Origin of the sequence: Ancylobacter mangrovi (genome assembly GCF_024752335.1) — a bacterium.
In the GTDB taxonomy this organism is placed as follows: domain Bacteria; phylum Pseudomonadota; class Alphaproteobacteria; order Rhizobiales; family Xanthobacteraceae; genus Ancylobacter; species Ancylobacter mangrovi.
This window is the reverse complement of sequence record NZ_JANTHY010000007.1, coordinates 84,203-108,107: the sequence shown is the minus strand read 5'-3', so window position 1 is coordinate 108,107 and position 23,905 is coordinate 84,203. Positions and strand designations below refer to the sequence as shown.

Genomic DNA, 23,905 nt, shown 5'->3' with positions numbered 1-23,905 from the left:
GGCTCCTCTCTTGCTCGTTTGGCGCCCGGCTGCGGCGCCCGGCTAGGGCACGATCACCACGCCCCACGGCGCGCGGCCGACGGTGATGGACTTGGTGACCTTCTCGCTCGCCACATCGATGATCGAGACGTCGTTCGAATTGCCGTTGGTCGAGACGAGTATCTTCTCGTCCGGCGTGAAGCCGAGCTGCCAGACGCGCTGGCCGACGAGCAGATATTTCTCCACCTCGAGCGTCTTGGGGTCGATCACCGCGACGCGGTTGGCCGGGCCGAGCGCGACGAACGCCTTGCTGCCGTCCTTGGTGAGGCGGATGCCGACCGGCTGGATGGCCTCGTCCGCCACGCCGGGGATCTTGAAGGAGATCTTCTTCACGATCTTCCACGTCGCCGGGTCGACCACCGCGACCGTGCCGCCGACCTCCGAGGACACCCAGAGCTGCTTGCCGTCATGGCTGAACTGGGCGAAGCGCGGGCGCGAATCGACGAGGATGTTCTCGATGATCTCGTTGTTGCTGGTGTCGATCACGTGGGCCATGTTGGTGGTCTCGGAGGTGTTGACGAGATATTTCCCGTCCGGGCTCACACCCATGCCCTCCGGCTCCACGCCCACCGGGATCTCGGCCACCAGCTCGTTATTGTTCACATTCACCACCGTGACCATGTTGTCGTCTTCGTTGGCGATGTAGAGCGGGTTGCCCGAGGGGTGCAGCACGAACAGCTCCGGGTCGGGGCCGGAGCGCAGCGTCTTCACCAGCTCCATGGTCTGGGAATCATAGACCTCGATCCGGCTGTCGTCCGAGGCGCACAGATAGATCAGCTTGCCGTCCGGGCTCGCCGTGATGCCGCGCGGCCGGCGGCCGGTCTTGATGGTCTTGATGACCTTGAGGCTGTCCATGTCGAGCACGCTCATGGTGTGGTCGCGCTCGTTGGAGATAAAGGCGCGGGGGCCGGCCTGGGCGGGCAGGGCATCGATCATCAAGAGCCCCGCCAACGCGGCGAGGCCGGCGGCGAGCGTGACCGGGCGTTTCATCGGTTCCTCCTGGCAACTACATGATTTTTAGTTGAATTTGCATTTCGTCTCGGGCTTGTCGAAGCCGAGCGTGTCGAGCGGCGTGACCTGGTGGAGGAAGCCCTCCTGCGGCGAGAGCGAGACCATGTTGGTCGGCTGGGCCAGCACGATCGGCTGGCGCAGCTGATGGTCCCAGCCGCGGAACGTCGCCGCCACGCCCTTGAACACGGGCAGGTCGTAGCCGGGGCCGAGCATGAAGTCGCGCACGGTCTTCACGTCGCTGTTGCGGGTCTTGATGCCGGCGGAGCCGATGGCGACCACGCCCTCCCAGTACTGGTAGTCGAGCGGGCGCATGAGGCGCTTGGTGGTCTTGAAGAACCGGCTCTGGAGCTGGGAGGCGGCCCAGTTCTCCATGGTCTCGTGCCAGGACAGCGGCATCAGGCCCTGCGTGCCGGCCACCGGGCGCGAGAGCCAGGTGTTGTAGGGCAGGATGTCGCCGAACTCGCCGAGCTCGTCGGCCACGATCAGCATGTCGTACTCGCCGACCTGGGTGCCGCGCGGCACTTCCGACTGGGCGGTGGCGCGCGCGTCCGGGCCGTAGTCCCAGACCTTCTCGGCGACGATCTTGCCGCCGAACTTCTTCGCCGAGTGCCGCACCGCATCGGCATAGAGCTTGTCGGCGTCGGTGCGCCCGACCATCAGGAACCAGTTGTTCCAGCGCTTGGTGATGAGGAACTGAGCCAGCGCGTCGGTCAGCATCGACCGGCTGGGGACGATGTGGAACACGTTGGCGCGGCAGTCCTCCTGGCGCAGCCGGTCGTCGGGGGCGCCGACATTGAGGAGGATGACGTCGCTGTCCTTCATCGCGTCGGAGATGCGCAGAAGCTGGTCGGCGGGGACGTCGAGCAGGATGAAGCGGTTGCCGGCGTCGTAGAGCTTTTGCGCCACCGGCAGCGGGTCGCCATCGGTCGGCACGGTCTCGGTGGTGAGCTTGTAGTCGAGCTTGAGGAAGCGCCCGCTGGTGAGGTTGTCGCGTATGCCGAGCTCGGCGCCGGCAATGCCGAGATCGTCCGGCGGCATCTGCAGCGGCGCCACCCAGGGCGGCAGCTCGGGAATCTGGCGCACAACGCCGATGTTGAAGGTCTGCTCGGGCGGGATCGTCGCGGCCGGCTTGGCCGCCAGCGGCGGGCTCGCGGGCTGCTGGGCCAAGGCGGGCGGCGCGGCGAACAGGCCAAGGAGGCAGGACACCGAGAGGCCGGCGGCCAGCAGGCCAGAGGCCAGAAGGCGGGAGGGCGGAAGAGCGGGGGTCCCGTGCCGCGAGCCCGGAAAGCGCGAGCTCAAGAGGCGTGCCGCGGTCGCGGCGCCGGCCATCCAGTTCATCGGCGTTTCGTCCCTTGTGTGTTCTTAATTACATGACGGTGTGATTGACGTTTCGTCACCGCGGGAGAAATTCTATCAAAGGCATCCTAGTATTCAACACAATAGAGAAAATAAGAATTTAATAAGACTGGTCGATATCTCTGTTTATATTATAAATATTCCTGAGATCGTGACGCGAAGTTGATCGCGATCAGTTGCGGGCCCGGTCCCGGACGGTATGATTTCAGGCAACCGACAGAAAACGGGAAGGGAGCCATCCGGGATGAGGAGAGGTGCACGCGCGGCCGGAGGGTTCGCGTTCGGGGGGCTCGCGCTCGGGCTGTGGCTGGTGGCCATGGGCGTCGCCGGGTCCGCGCAGGCGGCGACCCGCGTCGCCGTCTTCCCGTTCGAGCTGTTCGACACCAGCGGCGAGGCGAGCCTGGGCGGTCCGAAGCCGGAGGAGGCGCACCGCCTTGCGCTCATCACCGACGAGCTGCGCCGCCGGATTTCCGCCGCCGGCTATCAGGTGGTCGATCTTTCGCCCGAGGAGGCGAAGATCGCCGACGCCTCACCATTCCGCAACTGCAACAGCTGCGAACTGCCGATCGCGCGCCGGCTCGGGGCCGACATCGAGGTGATCGGGCTGGTGCAGAAGGTGTCGAACCTCATCCTCAACATCAATTTCCAGCTCCGCGACGTGGCGACGGGCAAGGTGCTGCGCGCGGGAAGCGTCGACATCCGCAACAACACCGACGAATCTTGGATGCGCGGCGTGTCCTATCTCGCCCGCAACCGGCTCTTCGATCCGCCGCTGACCGGCAAGGCCGCGCCATGAGGGCGAACTCCATGCTGTCCCGCCGAAGCCTTCTCGCCTCCGCCGGCGCGCTCACCGGCGCGCTCGCGCTCGCGCCCCCGAGCGCCCGCGCGCAACCCGCCAATCCCGTCGGGACGCTGCGCATCGGGGCGCTGAAGTTCGGCACGCTGAACTGGCTGATCGCCACCATCGAGGCCGAGAAGCTGGGCGAGAAGGAGGGGCTCGTCATCGACAATGTCGATTTCGCCAGCGGGCAGGCGACGACGGTCGGGCTGCAGGCGGGCGATATCGACCTCATCGTCTCCGACTGGCTCTGGGCGATGCGCCGGCGCACGGATGGCGACCGGCTGCGCTTCGCTCCGTTCTCGAACGCCCTCGGCGCGCTCATGGTCGCGCCGGACGGGCCGGTGAAGACGCTGGCGGACCTGCGCGGGCGCAAGCTGGGCGTGGCGGGCGGCGCGCTCGACAAGAGCTGGCTGCTGCTGCGCGCCTATGGCCGCACGCAGATCGACGCCGATCTCGCCGAGGTCGCCGAGCCGGTCTACGGCGCGCCGCCGCTGGTCAACAAGCAGCTCGAGCTCGGCCGCATCGACGCCGTGCTGACCTTCTGGCCCTATGCGGCGCGGCTCGACGCCAAGGGCTACAAGCGCCTGTTCGACGTGAAGAACATCATGGCAGGGCTCGGGATCGACCCGGCGCCGCCGCTGGTCGGCTATGTCTGGCGCGAGGCGATCCTGGCGCAGAAGGGCGCGGCGATCGCCGCCTTCCTGCGGGCTGCCGCCGCTGCGAACCGGGTGCTGGCGACGTCCGATGCGGCCTGGGTGCGTATCCGCCCCCTGATGCAGGCGGCGGACGATGCCGAGTTCGCCAAGCTGCGGGACTATTACCGCACCGGCATTCCCGGCAGCTTCGGCGAGGCCGAGCGCGCGTCCTGCGCCAAGCTCTACGACGTGCTGGCCTCAATCGGCGGGCCGGATCTGGTCGGGCCGAATCCGGGCTTCGACCGCGGCCTGTTCGCACCGTCCGGGGAGTGAGCGGGGCGTGTCGACGGCGTTTCGCCTCCTGCTGACGGCGGCCTCGCTGCTGGCGCTGGTCCTGGTCTGGCAGGCGTGTGCCTGGTGGATCGCCTCGCCCCTGCTGCCGGGCCCCGGTGCGGTGCTCGCGGCGATGGAGCGCGAGGCGGCGAGCGGCGCGCTTCAGGACAACATCGCCATCACCCTGGCGCGGGTGGCGGCGAGCTTCATCATCGCCATGGTGGTGGGCTCGGCGGTCGGCATCGTGCTCGGCCAGTCGCGCCAGCTCAACGAGATGTTCGGGCCGTGGCTTATCGTGCTGCTGAACATGCCGGCGCTGGTGATCATCATCCTGTGCTACGTCTGGTTCGGCCTCACCGAGGTGGCCGCCATCACGGCGGTGGCGATCAACAAGATCCCCAATGTGGCCGTGACCATGCGCGAGGGCGCGGCGGCGCTGTCGCGCGACCTCGACGAGATGGCGCGGGTCTACCGCCTGCCGGCGCTGAAGACGCTGCGCGAGGTCACGCTGCCTCAGCTCGTGCCCTTCTTCACGGCGAGCGCCCGTTCCGGGCTCGCGCTGACCTGGAAGATCGTGCTGGTGGTGGAACTGCTCGGGCGCTCCAACGGGGTCGGCTTCGCCCTGCAGACGGCCTTCCAGCTGTTCGACGTCGCCACCGTGCTCGCCTACGCGCTGGCGTTCACCGTCGTGGTCCAGCTTATCGAGATCGCGCTGCTCCAGCCCTGGGAGCGGTGGGCGAACCGGTGGCGGCGATGACCTCGATCACCATAGACATCGCCGAGAAGCGCTTTCCGGCGGTCGGCGCCGCGCCGGCGCGGGAGATCTTCCGCGACTTCCGGCTCGAGGTCGCAGCGCATGAGTTCCTGGTGCTGCTCGGCGCGTCGGGGCTCGGCAAGACGACGCTGCTCAACATCGTGGCCGGCCTCGACACCCGCTTCCGGGGCGCGGTGCGCTTCGGCATGCCGGCGCCGCGCATCGGCTACGCCTTCCAGAGCCCGCGTCTGCTGCCCTGGCGCACCGTGCTGGAGAACGTCGTGCTGCCGCTGCCGTCGGGCCCGGCGAGCCTGGAGGCGGGGCGCGCCATGCTGGAGGAGGTGGGTCTCGCCGATCTCGCCGACGCCTATCCCGAGCGGCTGTCGCTCGGCCAGCAGCGGCGGGTGGCGCTGGCGCGGGCCTTCGTCATCGAGCCGGACGTGCTGCTGATGGACGAGCCGTTCGTCTCGCTCGACGAGGCCAACGCGACGCGGCTGCGCGAACTGTTACGCGCGCTGCTGCACCGCCGCGCGGCGACCGTGCTGTTCGTGACGCATGACGGCAATGAGGCGGTCGCGCTCGCCAGCCGCATCGTCGTGCTCGAGGGCACGCCGGCGCAGGTGGCGCGCGACGTCGAGGTGAGGCTCGGCCTGCTGGAGCGCGCGAGCCCTGCCAAGGTCGAGGCGTTCCGCCACACGGCCGGGCTGGCGCTCGCCGGCCGCGAACGAACTGGGACGGCATGAAAAAGCCCGGAGCGGCGACGCTCCGGGCTTGAAGGGGCCGGCGGATCGGAGAGGGCGGGGTCCGCCTTCTCCATCGCGAAAGCGAGGGCGGGAGCCGCCGTCACTTGTCGAGAAAGATCGCCGCCAACCGCTGGAGCAGGCCCTTCGGATGCTGAGGCGCCGCGGGCGGTGCTGTTGTCTGCCCAGGGTTGCTTCCGATCTAAGCCGCGAAGGGGTGCTTGGCCGAGCCGGCCTGCGCGAGCACGTCCTTGATCTTCGGCTCGCCGTCGACGGCGCGCTTGATCGCCTGCTTGGTGGCTTCGTAGTTGAACTGCTGGATCTTGGCGTCGTCCGCCGCTTCCCAGTGAATGAACACGCCGACCGAAATGAACAGGTCGTCGGCCTCGTCTTCCGGGATCACGCCTTCGGCGACGCTGTCGACGACGGCCTTGGCGACGGCGTACTGGGCCGGCCCAAACATCTGGACCGCCTGGCGGGCGTCCTTGATGGTCACCTTGTTGAACAGGATGGTGTTCGGCTTGGCGAGCAGGTTCGGGGTCACCACCGCGAGCAGCGAGGTGAAGCCGTCCTTGTTGTTGGTGAGCGCGTTGAGGAATGCACTTTCCGCAGCGGAACCGCGCGGGCCAATGATGAGGTCGATATGCGCGACTTCGTTGCCGTCGCCGACCAGCGACTCACCGATGAGTACCTTGTTGATCTTGGCCATCTAAATCCTCCCAGACGGGGTTGCATGATCAAGGGGCGGGGATGCCCCTCTCAAATGTCCCGGCTATCTTTGTTGCAGCGTTTGGAACACCAAACCGGTTGGCCCGATAGCGCGACCGACACGTGACGGGCGAGAGACTAGGCTCGCTTCGCCTTTAACTGCAAGGGATTCTTCGGCCGTTCAGCGCCTTGCGGGTGGTTTCCGGGGGCTCCGGCCACAGGCCCTTCGTCGCAGCCTGCCGCTGCGAAAATTACCGGCATGACCAAAGAATATTCAGCATCGCACGGCGGCGCTCAATCAGAGGGCGATCGAGTGATCCGGTCGCGCCACGTTTGTCGTATACATGTCGACCGACTGCATTGGTCTCATTCTTGCTGATGTGGGGGCGTAGAGGTTTCTGGGGCACGTCCCGAAGGAACCGAAGAAGCCGGAAGGTGCCGCGAGGCGCCCACTTCGGAGGAAAGGGGAACGCAGAGGGTTCTGGCTCACGCCAAAGGAACCGGTTTATGGAACTGATCTTGTCTATCTGCCTTGTTGCCAGCCCGGGCGTCTGCCGTGAGGAGGCTCTGTCCGTCGCGCTGGAGCAGGCGCCGCTGCCGACCCAGTGCGTCATGTCCGCCATGCCGGCGATCGCCGAATGGAGCCAGACGCATCCGAAGTGGAAGGTACTGAGGTGGCGTTGCGGGCGGCCGGGCGCCGGCGGGCAGGATATCTGACCGAGGTCGGTATCCGCGCTTCATTGCCCGAGTCCCGCCTTCCGCCGGGCGCATTGCCGCGGGTGCGGATTTGTGCTGCGCCGCAGCGTGCGCGGGCGTCTTGTCCGTGAAATTATCCTGACGTCACCTCACGCAGGTGGTGTAACGGGACTGCGGCATGAGGCGCCTGTCTTTTTCGTCACTCAGAGCGCGTATGGCGCTGCTGCTCGCCGTTGCGGTACTGGTGACGGCGGCGTCGGCGCTCATGCTGGTGACGACACTCGGCGCGGCCAACCAGCAGGTCGAGCGGCTGGTCACCGCGCAGAGCCGGCTTGAGCTGCTTTCCGGCATTTCCGCCCGCATCGGCGACTACGCGCTGGTGGCGCTGCGCTCGGCGCAGGACCCGAGCCTGCGCGCGCAGGGCGCCATGACCGTGGCGCGCCAGGCGGTGCTGGCCTCCTTCGAGCGCTTCGAGGCCGCGCTGGAGGCCGATGTCGGCCGCCTCGGCGACGAGGAGCAGCGCACGCTGATGGCAGCGCGCAGCCGCACCGTCGCCCGCCTTGGCGCCCAGTTCCAGATCCTCGACCGCCAGATCGAGACCGCGTTCCTGCGGCCCGACCCCGCCGACGGGGTGCGGGTTGCGCTCGATGTGTTCGCCGCCGGCTTCGGGGCCCCGCTCGGCCAGGCGATGGAGGACGAGCGCGCGACCGCGCACGACGCCCAGGCGGCGGTGGCGCAGCTTCGCGCGCGCAGCCTGCGCTGGGGGCTCAGCGGCGTGCTGCTGGCGTTCCTGATCGCGGTGTTCATCTATCACCGGCTCGGCCGCTCGCTGGTGCATCGCGTCGCCGACGTCGCCACCGCCGCCTCGGCGCTGGCCAAGGGACGCTCCGATACCCGCCTCACCGTCACCGGCCATGACGAGCTCAGCCTCGCCATGGCGCGGTTCAACCGCATGGCGGCGCATCTCGCCCGCCGCGAGGGCCGGCTGGTGGCGGCGCGCAAGATGCTGCAGGAGACCGTGGATTCGCGCACCGCGGAGCTGCGGGCCGCCAATGCCCGGCTGGAGAGCGTCGACCTCGCCCGCCGCCGCTTCTTCACCGATGTCAGCCATGAGTTGCGCACCCCGCTGACCGTTATCCTCGGCGAGGCGGAGATCACGCTGCGTGCCGCCCATCCGCCCGAGGCGGAGCTGCGCTCGGCACTGGTCACCATCCAGACCCGGGCCCGCAAGCTGCACCGGCGGGTGGAGGACCTGCTGCGGATCGCCCGCTCGGAAAGCGGGCAGATCGAGCTCGAGCGCTCGCTCTTCCCGGTGCGCGACCTTATGGAGGACGTGCGCGAGAGCATGGGCCCGCTGGCGCGGGCGGCGGGGCTCACCCTTGAACTCGCCGAGGCGGAGGAGGGGCTGCTGCTCAACGCCGACCGCGACTGGCTGCGCCAGACGCTGGACGGCCTGGTGGCGAACGCGATACGCCATTCGTCCTTCGGCGGGAGCATCGGCATCGAGGCCGGCCGCGAGGCCGGCATGGTCGTGCTGACGGTGCGCGACGAGGGCTCGGGCATTCCCGAGGCCGAGCTGCCGCACGTGTTCGAGCGCTTCTGGCGCGGCGTGGCGGGACAGCACGAGGGCACCGGCTTCGGCATCGGGCTCGCCCTCGCCAAATGGATCATCGACCGCCACGGCGGTCGGATCGACATAGAAAGCAAGACCGGCCGGGAGGAGGGGGCGCGAAGCGGCACCCGCGTGACGATCCGCCTTCCTTCGCCTGAGACCGACATCCGCCTGGAGGCCGCCCAATGACCATTCTCATCGTCGAGGACGATCCCGATATCGGGTCGTTGCTGCGCCGGGGCTTCGCCTCGGAGAGCTATCAGGTCGAGCTCGTCGGCGACGGCGAGGAGGCGCTGAAGGCCGCCAACGGCAAGCCGCTGGAGGCGATCATCCTCGACGTGATGCTGCCGGGGCGCTCCGGCATCGAGGTCTGCCGCGCCCTGCGCGCCGGCGGCCAGACCGCACCCATCATCATGCTGTCCGCCCGCTCCAGCGTGAACGAGCGCACCGAGGGCCTGCTGGCCGGCGCGGACGACTACATCGTCAAGCCCTTCGCCTTCGAGGAGCTGCTGGCGCGGGTGCGGGTGCAGGCGCTGCGCCGGACCAATGACGACGCGGAGCCGCGGGTCCTGACCGCCGGATCGCTGACGCTCGACCTCGAGACCCGGCAGGCGCAGGTCGGCGCGACGCGTGTTCGTCTGACCGAACGTGAAGTGGAACTATTGGCGCTGCTGATGCGTCATGCCGGAGAGCCGCTGGCGCGCGCCGACATCTTCACGGCCCTGTGGGCCGGACATGGCGGCGCCTCGCTCAACGTGGTCGACGTCTATGTCGGCTATCTCCGCCACAAGCTGGCGGAAGCACTGCCGGAAGGGGTGCACATGATCGTCACCGTGCGCGGTCGCGGCTTCATGTTCGAGCCGGAGCCGGTCTGAGGCGGGTTCGCGCGGACCGGTCGCGCACGATGAAGGATCTGGCGTGGCATAATGTAGACCTGGAATGACGTTCCAGGTCAATTCCCGAAGCAATACTTGACGTCTTCGGGAATAATCACCACACTCATTCATGCGGTAAAACAACCGCAAGTCCATAGAGCTTCTTATGATTTTCTTAGAAGCAACGTGGAAAGCAACAGACTGAGGAGGATGAAATGGCCTGGAACACTCCGCGTATCGTCGAAGTCTGCGTCGGCATGGAAGTCAACGCCTATATGCCGGCGGACTTCTGAGCCTTGAGGGGCCGGCCGGCGCGGTTCTGACCTGCTGAAGCTCATGACCGCGTCCCGCCTGCGCCTCATCGTGCTCGGCTCGGCAGCCGGCGGGGGATTCCCCCAATGGAACTGCCGATGCCCTGTTTGCACCCTCGCCTGGGATGGTGATCCCCGTGTCCGCCGCCGGACCCAGTCGTCCATAGCGGTCACCGCGGATGGCGAGAGGTGGGCATTGGTGAATTGCGCACCGGAGATCCTTGCGCAAATTCAAGCTGTGCCGGCATTGCATCCGCGAGGAGGCCGCCGGCATACGCCGGTGGCCTCTGTGCTGCTCACCAACGCCGATATCGACCATGTCGCCGGGCTGCTCAGCCTGCGCGAGGGGCAACCCTTTGCGCTGATGGCGACGCCGTCCGTGCATGGCGTGCTCGGCGCCAACAGCGCGTTCGACGTGCTGGTCGAGGGAATTGTGGAGCGCCGCGCCGTGGAGCTCGGAACCTCGTTCGAACTGGTGGCCGGTGTCACCGCGACGATCTTTCCGGTGGCCGGCAAGATCGCGCTCTATCTCGAGGCGCGCGAGGAGGCCGAGAAGGGCCGCCTCGCCACCGATATCGAGGGCGAGCAGACCATCGGCGTCGAGCTGAAGGCCGGCGACCGGCGCGTCCTCTACATTCCCGGCTGCGCCATGGTCACGCCCGCCCTCGCCGCGCGCATGGCGGGCGCCGACGCCGTGCTGTTCGACGGCACTTTGTGGCGCGACGACGAGATGATCCGCGCCGGGCTCAGCGCCAAGACCGGGCACCGCATGGGCCATATGAGCATGTCCGGCCCGGACGGTTCGATGGCGGCTCTGGCGGATATCGGCATCGGCCGGCGCGTCTACCTGCACATCAACAACACGAATCCGGTGCTGATCGACGGCTCGCCCGAGCGCGTCGAAGCCAACCGGGCCGGCTGGGAAATAGCCGAGGACGGGATGGAGATCGCCCTATGACCGCGCTGATGACGCCCGACGAGCTGGAGGCACGCCTGCGCGATGTCGGCCGGCGGCGCTACCACAACCTGCACCCGTTCCACCGCCTGCTGCATGACGGTAAGCTGGATCTCGGGCAGGTCCAGGCCTGGGCGCTGAACCGTTTTTTCTACCAGGCGATGATCCCGGTGAAGGATTCCTCCATCCTCGCCCGCATGGAGGAGCCCGAGCTGCGCCGCGTCTGGCGCCAGCGGATCATCGACCATGACGGCGATCACGAAGGCGAGGGCGGCATCGCCCGCTGGATCAAGCTGACCGACGGGCTCGGTCTCGATCGCGACTATGTCACCTCGCTGCGCGGCCTGCTGCCCGCCACCCGCTTCGCGGTGGAGGCCTATGTCCACTTCGTGCGCGAGAAGAGCCTTCTGGAAGCGATCGCCTCCTCGCTCACCGAAATGTTCTCGCCCGGCATCATCGGCGAGCGTGTCGCCGGCATGCTGAAGAACTATGATTTCGTCTCCAGCGAGACGCTGGCCTATTTCGAGAAGCGCCTGACGCAGGCCCCGCGCGATGCGGATTTCGCACTCGACTACGTGAAGCAGCACGCGCGCACACCCGAGCAGCAGGAAGCCGCGATCCGCGCGCTGGAGTTCAAATGCGACGTGCTGTGGGTGCAGCTCGACGCGCTCTACTTCGCCTATGTCGATCCGAAGATGGCCTATCCGGGCGCCTTCGAGCCGAAGGAAAAGCGATGACCGTCATTCCCGCCACTGCCGTTCCCCGTCTCGTGCGCGGCGTGCGCCTGCGTCACGACGAGGCACGCGGGCAATGGGTGCTGCTGGCGCCCGAGCGCGTGCTCAACCCGGATCCGGTGGCGGTCGAAATCCTGAAGAAGGTCGATGGCACGCGCTCGGTCGAGGTCATCATCGACGAGCTGGTGAGCGCCTTCACCGTGGACCGCGAGCGGGTGGCGAGCGATGTCGACGCCTTCCTCGCCGGGCTGAAGGAGAAGGGGCTGATCGAGACCATGCCTTCGCCGATCGGGGATGCCGCATCATGAACGTGATCGCCGAACCGCGCCCTGCCGTCTCCACCCGCCCCGCGCCGCCCGCGCCCTACGGCATGCTGGCGGAGCTGACCCATCGCTGCCCGCTGCAGTGCCCCTATTGCTCGAACCCGGTCGAGCTCGACCGGCGCAATGTGGAGCTCGACACCGAGACCTGGCTGCGGGTGTTCAGCGAGGCGGCCCGGCTCGGCGTGCTGCAGGTGCACCTGTCCGGCGGCGAGCCGACGGCGCGGCGCGATCTCGAGGCCATGATCCGCCATTGCGTCGAGGTCGGCCTCTACACCAACCTCATCACCGCCGGCGTCGGGCTCACCCCCGAGCGCCTCGCCGCCATTTCGGAAGCGGGCATCGACCATGTCCAGCTCTCATTCCAGGGCGCGGACGCGGCGATGACCGACCATGTGTCGAACTTCAAGGGCGCGCATGAGCGCAAGCTCGCCGTCGCGCGCGAGGTGCGCCGGCTCGGCCTGCCGCTCACCGTCAACTCGGTGGTGCACCGGGCGAACATCGAGCAGATCCCGGCCTTCATCGAGCTGGCGCTGGAGCTCGGCGCCAAGCGCATCGAGATCGCCCACGCGCAGTATTATGGCTGGGCGCTGCGCAACCGGCAGGCGCTGATGCCGACGCGCGATCAGGTGTTCCGCGCGCTCGACGTGGTCGAGGAGGCGCGGGTCCGGCTCAAGGGCCGGCTCACCATCGACGCCGTGGTGCCGGACTATTACGCGCGCTACCCCAAGCCCTGCATGAACGGCTGGGGCCGGCAGTCGCTCAACGTCACGCCGTCGGGCAAGGTGCTGCCCTGCCACGCGGCCGAGACCATTCCCAGCCTCGAATTCTGGAACGTGCGCGAGCATTCGCTGCAGGAGATCTGGGTCGAGTCGCCCGCCTTCAACGCCTTCCGCGGCACCGACTGGATGCCCGAGCTGTGCCGTAGCTGCGAGCGCAAGGAGATCGACTGGGGCGGCTGCCGCTGCCAGGCGATGGCGATCGCGGGCGACGCCGCCGAGACCGATCCCGCCTGCCACAAATCCCCGCTGCACGCGCATCTGCTTGCCCTCGCCGAGGAGGACTCCCACTCGCGCGTGAACGGCTACGACTACCGGCGCTATCTCACGGAGCGCGACCAATGACCGGCGCGCGGCGCGGCGCGACCGGCGGGCACAAGAACATCGGGTGTTTCATGAAGCATGTCGCCGCCGGCCTGGGGGCCGGTCTCCTCGCTCTCTCCCTCACCGCTCTGCCCTCGTTCGCCGCGCCGTCCGCGACCGAGCTGTTCTTCGACACGCCCTATCTGTTGCAGGTCGCGCCGGGCACGACGCTCGACTACCGCTACAAGCACAAATCCACCGAGGAGCGCCTCGGCGAGAGCTTCGACGAGACCATGGCGATGGACGTGACGGCGGACCCGCAGGACGCCTCCGGCCGGGTCGCCGACGTCGAGATCACGCGCGGCACGCGCGAGAGCGAGGCGGGCCCGTTCCCGAGCATGAAGGGCAACCCGATCGCGCTGGTGCTGCTGGAGCGCGAGGTGCGCGAGATGGCACAGCTCACCAAGGGCAGCCCGTTCTATCTGCGCAACCGGCTGCGCGAGCATCTCGCCAGCGCCGCGGTCGAGCCGGCGAGCTTCGAATTCGACGGCAGGAAGGTCGAGGGCTGGCGGATGACCATGGTGCCGTTCGCCGAGGACCCGAACAGGGACAAGCTCGCCGAGCTGGTGGGCCGGCGCTACGAGTTCCTTTTCTCCGACGCCGTGCCGGGCGGGCTCTATTCCATCGACGTCGTCACGCCCAAGGCGGACGGCTCGTCCAACATCATCGAGACAAGCCTCACCCTGACCGGGGCGCGTGCGCCGGCGGCGAAGGAGGCGGGAGGAGGAACCCCATGAGCCACGCCACACGCCGCCAGTCCGGCAGCCGCATCACTCTCGGCCGCGCCGCGCGTTCGATCGCCGGCGCGGTGCTCGCCATGTCGCTGTCGGCGGCGCCGGCCTTCGCGCAGGACGCGATGTCGGGCGCGACGCTGTCGCCGATGCCGGCGGGGCCGAGCAAGCCCGCCCCGCCGGCGCCGAATGCCGGGCTCGTCAACGACTATCCCACCATCGCGCGCGCGGACTACGTGTTCGGCTGCATGGCGGCGAACGGGCAGACCAGGACGGCGCTGGAGAAGTGCTCCTGCTCGATCGACACCATCGCGACCATCCTGCCCTACAAGAAATACGAGGAGGCCGAGACCATCCTCAGCGTCGGGCAGGTATCGGGCCAGCAGGCGGAACTGTTCCGCTCGACGGCGATGTTCCGCGACATCGTCGCCGATCTGCGCCGGGCGCAGGCGGAAGCCGAGATCACCTGCTTCTACTGAGCCGGACGCCTTTGCGGCCCGGCTGAACACGAAGACATCCCGCGCGGTCCTGCCGGATCGCGCGGGATGTTCTTTTGCGGTAGAGGCGCGTGGCCGTCAGCCGGCCGGCTTCAGGTCGCCCTTGAACGTGCGCCCGTCAGTGTCGCCCGCGTCGACATGGATCTCCTTGCCGGAGGGCTCGTAGGAGAAGCGGATCGCCGGGTCCTCGCTCAGCGAGATGCCGCCGACCATGGAGAAGACCAACTCGTCGCCCTGCTTCACCTCGATGCTGTCGACGAACTTCGCGGGGATGTAGAGCCGCGTGACCTGATCCATCTGCAGCCCGGAATAGTTGGGATGGCGGATCATGAGCTGGAGCTGGGAGAAGCGGTTCGCCTTGGTGGCGTCGCCCTCCTTGCCCGGGCCGACGACGCGCAGCTTCATCTGGCCGATGTTCTTGAGCGCGTTCTCCTCGTCCTTCATGGCCGGGGCGGAGCAGCCGCCCGAGGCCTTCACGAAGCGCTCGGTCATGTAGAGCCCGCCGTCGCTGAGCTCGGCGATGGCGCGCACATAGGAATAGGAATTCACCCGCAGCCGCGTGCCGAGCGTCACGTCGTGGCGCGCGCCGCCGAAGGTGAAGGTGGCGGCGACGGGGGCGGGGTTCTCGTCGACGATCAGGGTAAGCTTCTTCACCGTCCGGCTGTCGCCTTCGGGCAGGGCCACCTCGATCGAGATCGGCACCATGGCCGCGTCCTCGGCGCGGGTCGGGGCATCGAGCCGGACCAGCGGGCTCGCGGCCTCGATCGGCCGTTCGCCGAACACGTCCGGCTTGAGGGCGTTCCAGGTCTCCTCGCTTCCCGCCTCCTGCGCCCCGGCGGCGGAGAAGGTGAGCGCGGAGAAGAAGAGGACGGCGAGAACGAGGCGCAGCCGGTGGCGCATCGTGTGACGTGTGCTGCCGGTATGCGCAGTTGTGCGAGACATGGCTTGGCTCCCGGAGTATCGCCGGGTCGTTTTCTGCCCGGCCTTTACGTAAATCATACGCCGAACGGGCGTGAAATGCAGGCACAATGATGCGAGCGTCGGACGGGACGCTCTGACGCAGGGAGCAGCGAAGGGGCGGCGAAGGGGCATCGACGTGCCGGTGCCGGGTGACTTTACGGTCGCTCTGCGGCACAACCGCTTTCCCGAGGTATCGCGATCACGCATCGTCCGTCGGGCGACGGTGCGAAGTGCGCGTGCGAGAGTCATGGCGAGCGAGGCAAGATGACCACCATCCAGACGCCGGCCCTGCTCAGCTTCACCATCGCGATCCTCGTGTTCTTCGCCGGAGCGAGCATCAATCGCGTGGTGCCGGTGCTGCGCGCCTTCAACATTCCCGAGGCGGTGACCGGCGGCCTGCTGGCGGCACTGGCGACGCTCGCCGCCTACCGCTTCTTCGACACCGAGATCGCCTTTGCGCTCGAAGCGCGCGACATGCTGCTGCTCTACTTCTTCACCGGCATCGGTCTCAACGCGAAGCTCGACGACCTGATCTCCGGCGGGCGGCCGCTGATCGTGCTGCTGGGGCTGACGCTGGTCTATCTCGTGATCCAGAACCTGATCGCCGCCGCCAGTGTCTCGGTGCTGGAACTGCCCGAGGGGCTCGCCGTGTTCCTCGGATCGGCTTCGCTCATCGGCGGGCACGGCACCACCATCGCCTGGGCGCCGCTGATCTCGGAGCGCTTCAACCTGTCGAACGCGCTGGAGGTCGGCATCGCCACGGCGACGCTCGGCCTCGTCATGGCGAGCCTCGTCGGCGGGCCCATCGCCCGCTACCTCATCACGCGCTTCGCGCTGAAGGGGCCGCAGGCCGAGGTGGACGTGATCGGCCTGCCGGAGAAGGACGAGGGGACGACGCGCAACGATGTGAGCCATGTGAGCCTGCTGCGCACCGTGCTGGTGCTGAACGTCGCGATCCTGATCGGCTACGCGGTCGACGAGGCGATGGCGGAGGTGGCGCTGAAGCTGCCGCTGTTCGTGGTCTGCCTGCTGGTCGCGATCGTGATGACCAATGTGGTGCCGCGGCTGTTTCCGCGCATGATCTGGCCGACGCGCACCCGCGCGCTGGCGCTGGTCTCCGACCTGTCGCTGAACGTGTTCCTGGCCATGTCGCTGATGAGCATGCAGCTCTGGACGCTGGGCGGGCTCGGCCCGGCGCTGGTGCTGGTGCTGGCGTTGCAGACGCTGGCGGCGGTGGCCTACATCATCTTCGTCGTCTTCCCGGCCATGGGAAAGAACTACGAGGCCGCCGTCATCTCGGCCGGCTTCACCGGCATCAGCCTGGGAGCGACGCCCACCGCGATCGCCAACATGACGGCCGTGACGAAAACGCATGGCGCCGCGCCCCGCGCCTTCATCATTTTGCCGCTGGTTTCGGCGTTCTTCATCGACATCGCCAATGCCGCGGTCATCGGCTATCTCGCCCGCTGACCCCGGTTTCGGCTTCGATTCGATCAAGGGACCCGACCATGCTGACTCGCCGTTCGCTGCTCTCCCTGCTTGCCGCCGCCGCGGCGGCAGTTCCCCTCGGCCTTGCCGGCACGGACGATGCCGAGGCGCAGGTCGTCGTCGTCGCGCCGCCGCGTCCCCGGCGCGAGGTGCGCCCGGCGCCGCGGCGCGGCTGGGTGTGGGTGCCAGGCTACTGGAACTGGCGCGGCGGCCGCTGGGTCTGGGTCTCCGGCCAGTGGATCCGCGCCCGCCCGGGCTTCCGCTATGTCGGCCCGACCTGGGCACGCCGCGGGCGGGGTTGGGTCTACGTGCCCGGCCGCTGGGTGCGCATCTGATCGCGGGCGCGGCACGGGCGGCCTTGAACCGCCCGCCTTGCCACGCGCCGATCGCTGCCGAAATCGCCGACGACAGGCCCGCCGCCCGGCGCCGTTCCGGGCGGCGGGCGCGTCCTTGCCGGCGCGCCTTGGACGGACGGAGCGCGCCGACCATTTCCGTCTCGCGAATTATCGCGTTGGGTTAAAAACATAAATCGGCATATTGTGCTGCACATATATATCACTCTATCATTCCTGCGCAGCGGTGGAGGAATGACGTGCTGAAACTGGGCTACAAGGCATCGGCGGAGCAGTTCGACGCCCGCCAACTGATCGACTTCACGGTCGCGGCGGAGCGCTCCGGCTTCGATTCCGCGTTCATCAGCGACCATTTCCAGCCCTGGCGGCACACGGGCGGCCACGCGCCGGCGGCGATCGCCTGGCTCGGCGCGGCCGGCAGCGCGACCTCGCGCATCGTGCTGGGCACCAGCGTGCTCACCCCGACCTTCCGCCACCACCCCTCCATGGTCGCGCAGGCCTTCGGTACGCTGGGCCAGCTCTTCCCCGGGCGCGTCGTGCTCGGCGTCGGCTCGGGCGAGTCGCTGAACGAGGTGCCCGCGACCGGCGCGCCCTGGCCGGAGATGAAGGAGCGCTTCGCGCGCCTGCGCGAGGCGGTGCGCCTGATCAAGCAGCTCTGGAGCGAGGAGCGGGTGAGCTTCGAGGGCGAGTATTACCGCACCGAGCGCGCCACCATCTACGACCGTCCCGAGCAGCCGGTGCCGATCTATGTCGCCGGCGCCGGCCCGATGGTGGCGAAGTTCGCTGGCCGGGTCGGCGACGGCTTCATCTGTACCAGCGGCAAGCCGATGGAGCTCTACACCGACACGCTGTTGCCGAATGTCGCCGCCGGGCTTGAAGCCTCGGGGCGGGCGTCCGACACTTACGACCGCATGATCGAGATGAAGGTCTCGTTCGATACCGACAAGGCGCGCGCGCTCGCCGATACGCGCCTGTGGGCCGCGCTCGCGCTCTCGCCGGAGGAGAAGATGTCGGTCGAGGACCCGCTGGAGATGGAGAAGCTCGCCGACGCCCTGCCGGTGGAGCGGGCGGCGCGGCGCTGGATCGTGTCCGACGACCCGGAGGAGCATGTCGAGAGGATCCGGCCCTATGTCGAGCTCGGCTTCAACCATCTGGTCTTCCACGCCCCGGGCGAGGACCAGGAGCGTTTCCTCAAGCTCTATTCGGAGCAGGTGATGCCGCGGCTGCGCGCCGCCTTCGCCTGAGCGATGCAGGCACCCGCGCGGCTCGAACTGATCGCCTTGCCCGGCCTGCCCATGGTGCGGCCGGGCGACGATCTCGCAGCGCTGCTGGCGCAGGCGCTCGCCGGTGCGGGGCTGGAGCTGCGCGCGGGCGACGTGCTGGTGCTGGCGCAGAAGATCGTCTCCAAGGCCGAGGGGCGGCTGGTTCGCCTCGCCGAGGTGACGCCCTCGGCCGCCGCGCTGGCGCTCGCGGAGGAGACCGGCAAGGACCCGGCGCTGGTGGAGCTGATCCTCTCCGAAAGCCGGCGCGTGGTGCGACGGCGGCCGGGCGTGCTGATCGTCGAGCATCGGCTGGGCTTCATCATGGCCAATGCGGGCATCGACCAGTCGAATGTCGGGGAGGGGATGGCACTGCTGCTGCCGGCCGATCCCGATGCCAGCGCCGAACGGCTTCGCACCGCTCTCGGCGCCCCGGAGGGCGTAGGCGTGGTGATAAACGACAGCTTCGGGCGGCCGTGGCGGCGCGGCACGGCGGGCGTCGCCATCGGCGCGGCGGGCCTTCCGGCTCTGGTCGACCGGCGCGGCGAGGCCGACCTGTTCGGCCGGCCGCTGCAGGTGACGATGATCGCGCTCGCGGACGAAATCGCCGCCGCCGCCTCGCTGCTGATGGGGCCGGCGGCGGAAGGCCGGCCGGCGGTGCTGGTGCGCGGCCTGTCCTGGTCCGCGCCGGCGAGCCCGGCGGCGACACTGATCCGGCCCGAGGAAGAGGACCTGTTCCGATGAAGGTGGTGGCGATTTCGGGCGGCATCGGCGGGGCCAAGCTGGCGCTGGGGCTCGACCGCGTGCTGCCGCCCGGCGCGCTGACGGTTATCGCCAATACGGGCGACGACTTCCCTCATCTCGGCCTGCACGTCTCGCCGGACATCGACACGCTGCTCTACACGCTCGCCGGCCTCGACGACCCGGTGCGCGGCTGGGGCCGGAAGGACGAGACCTGGACCTTCATGCAGGCGCTGGAGCAACTCGGCGGCGAGACCTGGTTCCGGCTCGGCGACGGCGACCTCGCCACCCATGTCGAGCGCACCCGCCTTCTCGGCGCGGGGGCGAGCCTCAGCGCGGTCACGGCGGAGCTCGCCCGGCGGCTCGGCCTTGCCTCGGCGATCGTGCCGATGAGCGACCAGCCGGTGCGCACGCGGGTGGAAACGGACGAGGGCTGGCTCGACTTCCAGCACTATTTCGTGCGCCGGCAGTGTCAGCCGCGCGTGCTCGGCCTCGCCTTCGAGGGGGCTGCCGCCGCGCATCCGGCGGAGGCGGCGCTGGAGGCGCTGGCCGATCCGGCGCTGGCGGCGGTCGTGATCTGCCCGTCCAACCCCTATCTCAGCGTCGACCCGATCCTCGCCGTGCCGGGCCTGCGCGCAGCGATCGAGGCCAGCCCGGCGCCGGTCATCGCCGTGTCGCCAGTCATCGGCGGGCAGGCGGTGAAGGGGCCGACGGTCAAGATGATGGGCGAACTCGGCCTCGCCCCCTCGGCGGCGACGGTGGCCGCGCATTATCGCGGGCTGGCCGACATCTTCGTGCTCGACGAGACCGATGCCGAGCTCGACATCGGCGCCGGTCTGGAGCGGGTCGTCGCGCCCACGCTGATGCGTACGCTGGAGGACAAGACGCGGCTCGCGCGCTTCGTTCTGGAACGGGCGGGCCGGGCCCCATGAATGCCGGCGCGGCGGGCATCTGGGCGGTGGTGCCGGTGAAGGAGGTTGCCCTCGCCAAGCAGCGCCTCGCGAGCAGCCTGCCGCCCTCCCTGCGGCAGGCGCTGGTGCGGGCGATGATGCGCGACGTGCTGGCGGCGCTGCAGGCGGCGCGCGGGCTCGCCGGGACGGTGGTCGTCACGGCCGACGCGGAGGCTGGCCTGCTGGCACGCGAGCACGGGGCGCGGCTGATCTTCGAGCGGTCGGTGCGCGGGCTCAACCTCGCGGTCGCCGAGGCCGCGGCGCGCCTGCGGGTCGACGGCGCGGCGGGGATGCTGGTGCTTCCCGCCGACATTCCCTCGGTAACGCCGCTCGAGATCTCCGACCTCGTGGCGAGCCACACGCGCACCCCGGGGGTGAGCCTCGTGCCGGCCCATGACGGGCAGGGGACCAATGCGCTCCTCGTCTCGCCGCCGGACCTGATGACCTTCTCCTACGGCCCGATGAGCTGCTCGCTGCACGCGGGGTCGGCGCAGGCGCTCGGGATCGCGCCCGTGGTTCACGATCCCGCCCGCTTCCCCGGCCTCGCCCTCGACGTCGACCTGCCCCGGGACATCGAGCGCCTCGAATGCCTCGCGTCGACCACCCGCACCCGCCGCCTGCTGGAGGCGGAAGGGCTGCTGGGCGCACGGGCCCGCGACCCGGCCATCGGCCACCAATGAGGGAGAAGTCACATGGCGCGTTTCGTTCTGGTCCACGGATCGTTCCACGGCGCCTGGTGCTGGCGCCGCCTCGTGCCGCTGCTGGAGGAGCAGGGCCACGAGGTGATCGCGCCCAATCTTCCCGGCAGCGGCGGCGATACGGCGCCCCTGGAGAATGCCGATCTCGCCAGCTACGCGACCCGCATCGCCAGCGTGATCGACACGCTGCGCGGGCCGCTGATCCTGGTCGGCCACAGCATGGGCGGCATCGTCTCCTCGCAGGTGGCGGAGTGGCGCCCGCACCGGATCGCGGCGACGGTCTATATCAACGGGCTGATGCTGCGCCCGGGCGAGAGCCTCGTCAGCTTCCTCGACGCTCACGCGCATCTCGGCGTCGAGGACCTGGTGCTGAAGAACATGCAGGTGGCGCCGGACGGGGAGACCGCCAGCTTCCCCGCCTCGGCCGCGCCGGAGGTGTTCTACAACAGCTGCACCGACGAGGACGCCGCCTGGGCGACGGGCCAACTCCGCCCGCAGCGGCTGAAGGTCTATTCCGATCCGCTCGCGCTGACGCCCGAGCGCTTCGGCTCGGTGCGCCGCTTCTATGTCGAGGGCCGGCGGGACAACGCCGTCTCCCTTGCCTACCAGCGATCTATGGTTGACTATACAGCCTGCGAGGAAGTGTTCTCGCTGGACGGCGATCATTCGCCCTTCCTCTCGGCGCCGAACGCCCTTGCGGGTATGCTCGAGGACGTCGCGCGGCGCTCGCTTTGAAGGCGTTATCGAGCGTGATCGCAAAGGGAGCAAACAGGTCGAATTTGCCCTATTATTGGGCAGATCGCCGCGCCGGTGTCCTTAAGGGAACCCGGTTATCCTGAGTTTCTATACACCAGCACATTCTGGCACAGAACTTGGATTGATCATTGGCATAGCCTCTGGAGTGCCCAATGTCGTCAATCGCGTTCACATCCGTCTTCAAGCGCTACGGGGAGGTCGAGGCGGTCAAGCAACTCGACCTTGCGTGTGCCGCCGGCGAGATGCTGGCGCTGCTGGGCCCGTCGGGCTGCGGCAAGAGCACCACGCTCAAGATGGCGGCGGGCATCGAGAGCGTCTCCGAGGGCGAGATCTATTTCGGCGAGCGGCCGGTCTCGCGCCTCGCCCCGGGCGAGCGCAACATCGCCATGGTGTTCGAGGACTACGCGCTCTACCCGAACATGACGGTGTGGGAGAACGTCGCCTTTCCGCTCAAGATACGCGGCATCGGCGGGCAGCCGGCTTCCGAGCGCATCGGCGAGGTGCTCCAGCTTCTCGGTCTGCGGCAGATGGCGGACCAGCCGGTGCGCGGCCTTTCCGGCGGCGCGATGCAGCGCGTCTCCATCGGCCGCGCTCTGGTCCGCGATCCGGAAGTCATCCTGTTCGACGAGCCGCTCTCGCATCTCGACGCCGACCAGAAGGTGCAGCTTCGCGCCGAGATCAAGCGGCTGCAGAAGCTGCGGCAGGTAACCTCCATCCTCGTTACCCACGACCAGACCGAGGCCATCGCCATGGCCGACCGGGTCGCGGTGATGAATCACGGCGTGCTCCAGCAGGTGGGTGCGCCGCAGGAGCTCTATGAGCGTCCGGCCAACCTGTTCGTGGCCAACTTCATCGGCGAGCCGCCGATGAACCTGATGGCCGCCGAGTTCGGGGCCGATGGCGCGATCCTCGGCGCCGGCTGGGCGGCGAAGCTCGACGCGGCCCGCCTGCCGGCGGTCGCCGCGAAGGGCGAGGGCGGGGCGATCGTGGCCGGCATCCGGCCGGAAAACATCGCGGTGCGTGCGCCCGACATGGAAGGGCAGGCGCGCGGCACCATCGCTTATCGCGAGCCGCGTGGCGACGCCGACGTGCTCACCGTGGTGCTGGAAGGCCAGAGCGGCGCCGCCGACACGCTGGTCGCCGAGATCGTCGGGCCCTCGCCCTGGCGCGCCGGCGACCGGGTCGCGCTCGGCATCGACGTCGGCAAGCTGCTCGTCTTCGACGCCACAAGCGGGCGCAACCGGGAGGCGCTGCAATGAACGTCGCCGTCCGCACCGGCCTCGTCGCGCGAGGCCTCAGCAAGAGCTTCACCCACAAGGTGCTGCACGATGTCGGCATCGAGGTCGCGCCCGGCGAGCTCCTCGCCGTCACCGGCCCTTCGGGCGCCGGCAAGACCACGCTCGCGCGCATCCTCGCCGGCCTCGAGCGGCCGGAGACCGGCAGTGTTTCGCTCGGCGGGCGCGATCTGGCCGCCATTCCGGCCGGGCAGCGGCGCGTCGCGCTGATGTTCGAATCCTACGCGCTCTATCCACATCTCACCGTGCGCGGCAACGCGCTCTCGCCGCTGCAGGCGCCGGGCGGGCGGCTCGATGCCGCCTCGGCGAACCGGCGCGTCGACGAGGTGCTGGAACTGCTGGAGATCCGCCACCTCGGCGAGCGGCTGCCCGGCGCACTATCGGGCGGGCAGAAGCAGCGCGTCGCGCTCGCGCGGCTGCTGGTGCAGGCGCCCGACCTCTACATGCTCGACGAGCCCATCTCCCATCTCGACGCCAAGCTGCGGCACAAATTGCGCGGCGAGATCCGGCGCCGCCTCTCGGCCCAGAGCGCGCCGAGCATCTGGCTGACGCCGGACGGCATGGAGGCGCTGTCGGTCGGTGACCGGGTGGTGGTGCTCGACCAGGGGCGGGTCGAGCAGGTCGGCACGCCGGAAGAGATCTGGCTGAAGCCCGCCAGCACCCGCGTCGCCCGGCTGCTCGGCGATCCGCCGATGAACCTCGTCGACGGCGCGCTCCAGCGCGAGGGCGACGTGCTGTTCTTCACCCGCCGGGGCATGCGCATCGCCCTGCCGCCGGCGCTGGCCGCCGCGGCCGGGAAGGCGGCCGGCGAGGAGGTGACCCTCGGCGTGCGCCCGGACGGCATCGGCTTCGCCGAGCCCGGCGCGCCGGGCTCGCTGAGCGCGGAAATCTACTCCAACGAGCCCTTCGGCAAGCACGCCATCGTCACGCTCGACCTCGGCACGCTGCTGGCCAAGGCGAAGACGTCCATGGCGACCGCCGCCGCGCTGGGCGAGGGGGAGGGCGAAGGCATCGGCCGAGAGATCGGCCTCACCATTCCGGACGAGGGACTTGTCCTGTTCGACGGATCGACGGGTCGGGCGCTGTCCGGCAATTGACGGGCGCATGCCGCCAAC

27 protein-coding genes are annotated in these 23,905 nt (G+C 68.9%); 23 read left to right on the top strand and 4 right to left on the bottom strand.

Annotated elements, in window-relative coordinates; genetic code table 11:
• Positions 1–42 precede the first annotated feature (42 nt).
• Together NVS83_RS17685 and NVS83_RS17680 are read right to left on the bottom strand one after the other, a co-directional pair.
• The gene (locus NVS83_RS17685; protein ID WP_258740489.1) at positions 43–1,029 is read right to left on the bottom strand and encodes a PQQ-dependent catabolism-associated beta-propeller protein; all 987 of its coding nucleotides are present in this window, start codon (positions 1,027–1,029) and stop codon (positions 43–45) included.
• 27 nt (positions 1,030–1,056) lie between these two features.
• On the bottom strand, positions 1,057–2,388 hold the full coding sequence (locus tag NVS83_RS17680; RefSeq protein ID WP_258740488.1) for a lanthanide ABC transporter ABC transporter substrate-binding protein PedA1: 1,332 nt from the start codon (positions 2,386–2,388) through the stop codon (positions 1,057–1,059).
• 262 nt (positions 2,389–2,650) lie between these two features.
• On the opposite strand from NVS83_RS17680, the gene NVS83_RS17675 reads away from it, so the two are divergent.
• The 4 genes from NVS83_RS17675 to NVS83_RS17660 are packed head-to-tail and all read left to right on the top strand — an operon-like array spanning position 2,651 to position 5,712.
• Positions 2,651–3,202: a DUF3280 domain-containing protein gene (locus NVS83_RS17675; protein ID WP_258740487.1), complete on the top strand. Its 552-nt coding sequence runs from the start codon at positions 2,651–2,653 to the stop codon at positions 3,200–3,202.
• Positions 3,203–3,213: 11 nt separating this feature from the next.
• A complete protein-coding gene (locus tag NVS83_RS17670; RefSeq protein ID WP_258740485.1) occupies positions 3,214–4,215 on the top strand; it encodes an ABC transporter substrate-binding protein in 1,002 nt (333 codons plus the stop codon).
• 7 nt (positions 4,216–4,222) lie between these two features.
• Positions 4,223–4,972: an ABC transporter permease gene (locus tag NVS83_RS17665; RefSeq protein WP_258740484.1), complete on the top strand. Its 750-nt coding sequence runs from the start codon at positions 4,223–4,225 to the stop codon at positions 4,970–4,972.
• Positions 4,960–5,712, top strand: a complete 753-nt coding sequence (locus NVS83_RS17660; protein ID WP_374115087.1) for an ABC transporter ATP-binding protein — start codon at positions 4,960–4,962, stop codon at positions 5,710–5,712. The genes NVS83_RS17665 and NVS83_RS17660 overlap by 13 nt, the downstream gene beginning before the upstream one ends.
• A 199-nt stretch (positions 5,713–5,911) precedes the next feature.
• On the opposite strand, the gene fae is transcribed toward NVS83_RS17660, so the two are convergent.
• Positions 5,912–6,418, bottom strand: a complete 507-nt coding sequence (gene fae, locus NVS83_RS17655) for a formaldehyde-activating enzyme (protein WP_258733399.1) — start codon at positions 6,416–6,418, stop codon at positions 5,912–5,914.
• Positions 6,419–6,924: 506 nt separating this feature from the next.
• On the opposite strand from fae, the gene NVS83_RS17650 reads away from it, so the two are divergent.
• From NVS83_RS17650 to NVS83_RS17610, 10 genes are all read left to right on the top strand, one after another.
• Complete coding sequence (locus NVS83_RS17650) at positions 6,925–7,134, top strand: hypothetical protein (RefSeq protein ID WP_258733398.1); 210 nt, start codon at positions 6,925–6,927, stop codon at positions 7,132–7,134.
• A 193-nt stretch (positions 7,135–7,327) separates the two neighbouring features.
• A complete protein-coding gene (locus NVS83_RS17645) occupies positions 7,328–8,914 on the top strand; it encodes a sensor histidine kinase (RefSeq protein WP_258740481.1) in 1,587 nt (528 codons plus the stop codon).
• Positions 8,911–9,600 carry a response regulator transcription factor gene (locus NVS83_RS17640; protein ID WP_258740480.1) on the top strand — a complete coding sequence of 230 codons (690 nt, stop codon included), beginning with the start codon at positions 8,911–8,913 and terminating at the stop codon, positions 9,598–9,600. Before NVS83_RS17645 ends, NVS83_RS17640 begins: the two co-directional genes overlap by 4 nt.
• A gap of 215 nt (positions 9,601–9,815) precedes the next feature.
• Positions 9,816–9,893 (top strand): pyrroloquinoline quinone precursor peptide PqqA, encoded by a 78-nt coding sequence (gene pqqA / locus NVS83_RS23565; protein WP_374114579.1) that lies wholly within the window; start codon positions 9,816–9,818, stop codon positions 9,891–9,893.
• A 58-nt stretch (positions 9,894–9,951) separates the two neighbouring features.
• Complete coding sequence (pqqB, locus tag NVS83_RS17635; protein WP_258740654.1) at positions 9,952–10,869, top strand: pyrroloquinoline quinone biosynthesis protein PqqB; 918 nt, start codon at positions 9,952–9,954, stop codon at positions 10,867–10,869.
• Complete coding sequence (gene pqqC / locus NVS83_RS17630; RefSeq protein WP_258740479.1) at positions 10,866–11,603, top strand: pyrroloquinoline-quinone synthase PqqC; 738 nt, start codon at positions 10,866–10,868, stop codon at positions 11,601–11,603. The genes pqqB and pqqC overlap by 4 nt, the downstream gene beginning before the upstream one ends.
• Positions 11,600–11,908: a pyrroloquinoline quinone biosynthesis peptide chaperone PqqD gene (pqqD, locus tag NVS83_RS17625; protein ID WP_258733394.1), complete on the top strand. Its 309-nt coding sequence runs from the start codon at positions 11,600–11,602 to the stop codon at positions 11,906–11,908. The genes pqqC and pqqD overlap by 4 nt, the downstream gene beginning before the upstream one ends.
• Before the next feature lie 5 nt (positions 11,909–11,913).
• On the top strand, positions 11,914–13,044 hold the full coding sequence (gene pqqE, locus NVS83_RS17620) for a pyrroloquinoline quinone biosynthesis protein PqqE (RefSeq protein WP_374115086.1): 1,131 nt from the start codon (positions 11,914–11,916) through the stop codon (positions 13,042–13,044).
• Positions 13,041–13,799 carry a hypothetical protein gene (locus tag NVS83_RS17615; RefSeq protein ID WP_258740477.1) on the top strand — a complete coding sequence of 253 codons (759 nt, stop codon included), beginning with the start codon at positions 13,041–13,043 and terminating at the stop codon, positions 13,797–13,799. The genes pqqE and NVS83_RS17615 overlap by 4 nt, the downstream gene beginning before the upstream one ends.
• Before the next feature lie 143 nt (positions 13,800–13,942).
• Positions 13,943–14,272, top strand: a complete 330-nt coding sequence (locus NVS83_RS17610) for a hypothetical protein (protein ID WP_258740653.1) — start codon at positions 13,943–13,945, stop codon at positions 14,270–14,272.
• Positions 14,273–14,368: 96 nt separating this feature from the next.
• Here the strand turns inward: NVS83_RS17610 and NVS83_RS17605 are convergent, their stop codons facing one another.
• A complete protein-coding gene (locus NVS83_RS17605; protein ID WP_258733391.1) occupies positions 14,369–15,232 on the bottom strand; it encodes a quinoprotein dehydrogenase-associated SoxYZ-like carrier in 864 nt (287 codons plus the stop codon).
• A gap of 282 nt (positions 15,233–15,514) precedes the next feature.
• Between NVS83_RS17605 and gltS the strand changes: the two genes are divergently transcribed.
• The 9 genes from gltS (at position 15,515) to NVS83_RS17560 (ending at position 23,887) form a co-directional block, all read left to right on the top strand.
• Positions 15,515–16,720, top strand: a complete 1,206-nt coding sequence (gltS, locus tag NVS83_RS17600; protein WP_258740476.1) for a sodium/glutamate symporter — start codon at positions 15,515–15,517, stop codon at positions 16,718–16,720.
• A 38-nt stretch (positions 16,721–16,758) separates the two neighbouring features.
• Positions 16,759–17,073, top strand: a complete 315-nt coding sequence (locus NVS83_RS17595) for a hypothetical protein (RefSeq protein ID WP_258740475.1) — start codon at positions 16,759–16,761, stop codon at positions 17,071–17,073.
• A gap of 257 nt (positions 17,074–17,330) precedes the next feature.
• Complete coding sequence (gene fgd, locus NVS83_RS17590) at positions 17,331–18,335, top strand: glucose-6-phosphate dehydrogenase (coenzyme-F420) (RefSeq protein ID WP_258740474.1); 1,005 nt, start codon at positions 17,331–17,333, stop codon at positions 18,333–18,335.
• A 3-nt stretch (positions 18,336–18,338) separates the two neighbouring features.
• A complete protein-coding gene (gene cofE / locus NVS83_RS17585) occupies positions 18,339–19,094 on the top strand; it encodes a coenzyme F420-0:L-glutamate ligase (RefSeq protein WP_258740473.1) in 756 nt (251 codons plus the stop codon).
• A complete protein-coding gene (gene cofD, locus NVS83_RS17580; protein ID WP_258740472.1) occupies positions 19,091–20,023 on the top strand; it encodes a 2-phospho-L-lactate transferase in 933 nt (310 codons plus the stop codon). Before cofE ends, cofD begins: the two co-directional genes overlap by 4 nt.
• Positions 20,020–20,721 (top strand): 2-phospho-L-lactate guanylyltransferase, encoded by a 702-nt coding sequence (cofC, locus tag NVS83_RS17575; RefSeq protein ID WP_258740471.1) that lies wholly within the window; start codon positions 20,020–20,022, stop codon positions 20,719–20,721. The genes cofD and cofC overlap by 4 nt, the downstream gene beginning before the upstream one ends.
• A 12-nt stretch (positions 20,722–20,733) precedes the next feature.
• Positions 20,734–21,474, top strand: a complete 741-nt coding sequence (locus NVS83_RS17570) for an alpha/beta fold hydrolase (protein ID WP_258740470.1) — start codon at positions 20,734–20,736, stop codon at positions 21,472–21,474.
• A gap of 173 nt (positions 21,475–21,647) precedes the next feature.
• On the top strand, positions 21,648–22,754 hold the full coding sequence (locus tag NVS83_RS17565) for an ABC transporter ATP-binding protein (protein ID WP_258740469.1): 1,107 nt from the start codon (positions 21,648–21,650) through the stop codon (positions 22,752–22,754).
• Positions 22,751–23,887 carry an ABC transporter ATP-binding protein gene (locus NVS83_RS17560; protein ID WP_258740468.1) on the top strand — a complete coding sequence of 379 codons (1,137 nt, stop codon included), beginning with the start codon at positions 22,751–22,753 and terminating at the stop codon, positions 23,885–23,887. The genes NVS83_RS17565 and NVS83_RS17560 overlap by 4 nt, the downstream gene beginning before the upstream one ends.
• Positions 23,888–23,905: the final 18 nt, after the last annotated feature.